The organism is Marisediminitalea sp. (assembly GCF_984433645.1).
Genome location: NZ_CFIDRX010000261.1, coordinates 1 through 3,954, shown reverse-complemented (window position 1 = coordinate 3,954; position 3,954 = coordinate 1). Strand labels below are relative to the sequence as shown.

General features: G+C 48.5%; 5 protein-coding genes. 3 read left to right on the top strand and 2 right to left on the bottom strand.

Annotation, left to right across the window (positions count from 1 at the left end; all coding sequences use genetic code 11):
* Window positions 1-2,051 (top strand): sensor domain-containing protein (locus tag AC4MRN_RS19880; protein ID WP_491204293.1); only part of this gene is annotated, 2,051 nt, incomplete at its 5' end.
* Window positions 2,052-2,056: 5 nt separating this feature from the next.
* Here the strand turns inward: AC4MRN_RS19880 and AC4MRN_RS19875 are convergent.
* Together AC4MRN_RS19875 and AC4MRN_RS19870 are read right to left on the bottom strand one after the other, a co-directional pair.
* Window positions 2,057-2,245 carry a hypothetical protein gene (locus AC4MRN_RS19875; protein WP_073322585.1) on the bottom strand — a complete coding sequence of 63 codons (189 nt, stop codon included), beginning with the start codon at window positions 2,243-2,245 and terminating at the stop codon, window positions 2,057-2,059.
* 85 nt (window positions 2,246-2,330) lie between these two features.
* Window positions 2,331-3,029: an arylesterase gene (locus AC4MRN_RS19870; protein ID WP_073322583.1), complete on the bottom strand. Its 699-nt coding sequence runs from the start codon at window positions 3,027-3,029 to the stop codon at window positions 2,331-2,333.
* Window positions 3,030-3,047: 18 nt separating this feature from the next.
* Here AC4MRN_RS19870 and AC4MRN_RS19865 point away from each other — a divergent pair, with 18 nt between their 5' ends.
* Window positions 3,048-3,764 carry an ABC transporter ATP-binding protein gene (locus AC4MRN_RS19865; RefSeq protein ID WP_488801919.1) on the top strand — a complete coding sequence of 239 codons (717 nt, stop codon included), beginning with the start codon at window positions 3,048-3,050 and terminating at the stop codon, window positions 3,762-3,764.
* On the top strand, window positions 3,764-3,954 hold a 191-nt coding region (locus AC4MRN_RS19860), incomplete at its 3' end, for a hypothetical protein (RefSeq protein ID WP_491204292.1). The genes AC4MRN_RS19865 and AC4MRN_RS19860, both read left to right, overlap by 1 nt.

Genomic DNA, 3,954 nt, shown 5'->3' with positions numbered 1-3,954 from the left:
TCCGCAAGTCTTTCCAGGCCTTGCGTCGCTCGGAAGAAAAATTTCGCCAGTTTTTCTCGTCACATGCTGTGGTGATGCTGATTCTGGATGATCAAGGCAATATTATTGATGCCAATGAGGCCGCCGGTAAATTTTATGGCTATGACGTGTCGCAGTTGGTTAGCATGCGTATGCAGCAAATTGATCAGTCAGACGATGACACGGTAAAAGACAATATTCAGCAAGCCTTCATGCGCGCCTCCAGTCGGTTTGTTCGCAAGCACCAACTCGCTGACGGTTCCATTAAAAACGTAGAGGCGTTTTCAACGCCAGTAGACATTGCCGAGCGACCATTCTTATTTACTTTGATTATTGATATCACCGAAACGCTGGAATATCAGGCGCGTTGGGAATTGAGCCAGCACGTATTTAATCACAGTCTTGAGGGCATCATAGTGACGGATGCCGAACAACACATAGTGTCAGTTAACCCCGCTTTTTCCGTTATTACCGGTTACAGTGAAACAGAAATCATTGGGAAGAAACCTAGCGTGCTGGCTTCGGGTATTCATCCGCCGTCTTTCTTCAAAAAGATGTTTCAGGCATTAGATACTGACGGATTCTGGCGCGGTGAGATTTGGAATAAACGAAAAAGCGGCACGGTTTTTCCTGAGCTATTGAGCATTTCCGTTGTACGGGGAGAGCAAAATGACGTTAACTATTACGTTGCCGTGTTCTCTGATATTACACAAATTAAGCAATCTGAAGAAAAGCTGGAGCGACTCGCCCACTACGACTCGCTGACCGGGCTACCCAATCGCGTGCAGTTTAAATTGCATTTACATCACGCCGTTTGCCGGGCAGAACGACACGAAGCCAGCTGTGCGTTGTTATTTCTGGATTTGGACAGATTCAAAGTGGTAAATGACTCTTTGGGGCATATTGCGGGTGACGAACTGTTGTCAAAAGTGACAGAACGTCTCGCATCCAGATTAAGAAAGTCCGATATTCTGGCCAGAATGGGCGGCGACGAGTTTGTTTTGTTAATTGAGGAATATCATCATCAGTCTGAATTGGTTACGCTGGCCAGTAACTTAACCCAGGAACTTAATAAGCCGTTTTATTTGTCGGGCGACCACGAAGTCAACGTTGGGGTGTCTATTGGCATCGCGCGTTTCCCACAAGACGCCAATAACGCCGATGACCTGTTAGTTCGGGCCGATGCTGCTATGTATCGTTCGAAGAAAACCGGTGGGGCAAACTTCGCCTTCTATACGCAGGATATTCTGGTTGAAGCGAACAACCGGTTAACCATTGCGGCTGAACTCAAACGCGCTGTGGCCGAAGGCGAACTGGAGCTGTATTTACAGCCTCAGTTCGACATTGTTAATCAATGTGTGGTGGGGGCCGAAGCGTTGTTGCGTTGGAATCATCCGGTGAAAGGCTTCTTAACACCTGCTGACTTTATTCATATCGCAGAACAGACCCGGTCGATTCGTTTTGTCACCCAATGGCTGGTTAAGGAAGTCTTCTCCATTGTGGAACGCTGGCAGGCTCATGGACACGATCTGTTTTTATCGTTCAACGTATCTGCCCTGGATTTATCGGACTTCGAACTTGTCGATGCTATGCATAATACGGCGAGGCAGCACAACGTTGACGCGAAGCGCATCGAGCTGGAAATTGTGGAAAGTGCCATTATTGAGAATTTTCAATCGGCCAGCAATATTCTGAATACGTTACGGGAAACCGGATTCTCGGTCGCAATCGATGACTTTGGGACGGGGTATTCGTCGCTGGCTTATTTAGACAAGCTACCGGTAGATAAATTGAAAATAGACCGTGAGTTCACCGGAAAACTGGGGGCTGATGATCAGGGGGGCGTGGTTAAGTCTGTCATCGACCTGGCGGCAAACTTCGGGTTAAGAGTCATTGCAGAAGGGGTGGAAACGCCAGAGCAAGAAATGCATTTACAGCGGCTGGGATGCGCCCGTGCACAAGGATACTACTACAGCAAACCCTTACCGGTAAGTCAGTTCGATAAAACCTTCCTGCAACTCAGCCGCGTATAGTCAGTTTAGGCGTACGTATCAATATTTTGCCCTACGTTGCCACTTGGCGCGGGTTTGGATTCCGGCACCGGAGCAGGTTCTCTGCTGGATTCTAATGAAGCCTGGCGCTGAGGCTCAGGTGGAGCGGGTTGTTCGTTTCTAACCGGTGCTGGCTGAGCATAGGTCTGAGCTGTGGAAGACTGACTGATTTCCATAGGAACCCCAATATTCTGGATGGTTAAAGTTTAATCATTATAGTGCACTTTACTGTAATTCACACTCTGCTGTTTTGTTTTATTACTAATTTGAAAACAGCAGCGGAGTTAACTGACCATGCATAAATTCCGCAATGAGGGGTTGTCCTTTCTCATTGGGGTGAATACCGTCACGCTGCATTAACTCATCATTCAAGGCAATGTCCTGCATGAAAAAAGGCACCAGCGTTACATTCTGTTGGGCCGCTACCGTGTCAAAAGAGTTACCGAATAACTGATTGTAGCGACGGCCGTAATTGGTGGGGATTTCCATATCCTGCAAATACACCTCGGCACCCTCAGCTTTGACCAGTTCTATCATTTTTGACAGGTTTTCCTGAAGCTTGGTGACGTTATGTCCCTGCAGGCCGTCATTACCACCTAACTCAATAAGTACGTGGGTGGGGGCATGTTGGTCCAGTAACCGGGGAAGCCTCGCCAGTCCGCCATCAGATGTTTCGCCACTAATCGCAGCATTTATCACTTCGACCTTGCGGTTCTCGTCCAGCCAGATATTTTGTAACAAACTAACCCAGCTTTGTGCTTGCAATAACCCATACCCGGCACTTAGGCTATCACCTAGGATCAACAATTTAATTTCTGCTGTTTGTCCGACAGAAGCGTCGGTTGAGCGGTCATCTGCCGCTAACAGGTGATCTGAATACATCAACAGTGGTATTACTAGTACGAGCTTACTTACCTGTTTGCACGACGTGATCAGGCTATTGAGAGCATTTCGAAACACGAAAACGATTACTCCTGTATGATTGAAACTAAAAACATTACTAAGACAGTGACTACGAGTGAAGGTTCGCTACAGATCCTTCAGCCAATTTCATTTCAAGTCAAGCCGGGCGAGTCGATTGCCATTGTAGGGGCGTCAGGTTCCGGTAAATCCACCTTACTGAGTCTACTGGCCGGGCTCGATGAAGTCAGTGCCGGTGAGATATTCCTGGATGACGCGCCGCTTCACACCATGGATGAAGAACAGCGTGCACAACTTCGCGGCGCCAAGGTAGGGTTTATATTCCAGAGCTTTATGTTGGTGCAGAGTTTGACTGCCATAGAAAACGTGATGCTGCCCGCGGAAATCGCCGGGTTATCCGATCCCAAGAAACGCGCCCAGGACATTCTAGAGCAAGTGGGGTTAAGTCACCGCGCGCACCATTATCCAAATCAATTGTCGGGCGGCGAGCAGCAACGTGTCGCGATTGCCCGCGCCTTTATTGGTCAGCCAAAGATTCTGTTTGCCGATGAACCGACCGGTAACCTGGATGCCGCCAACAGTGAAAAAATTGAAGACCTGTTATTCGAGCTAAACCGTGAAGTGGGGACCACATTAGTGTTAGTGACCCACGACAATACGCTGGCGACAAAGTGTGACAGACAGTTGCGGATGCAGGCGGGTGAGCTCACCGAAATTACCTCACAAAGTAACGTTAAGCCGTTTCTGGCTTCTGCAGGTGAAGGGAGCCGGTAATGGTGACAAATCTTGCGTGGCGGCTATTTAAGCACGAAGCCAGACGCGGCGAACTGACGATCATTCTGTTCGCCATTATTCTATCGGTTGCTGCGGTACTGTCGTTGTCGTTATTCAGTGAGCGATTGCAAGGAGCGCTGGTAGAGCGTTCATCACAGTTCATTGCTGCTGATAGTCAACTGAGAGCTGC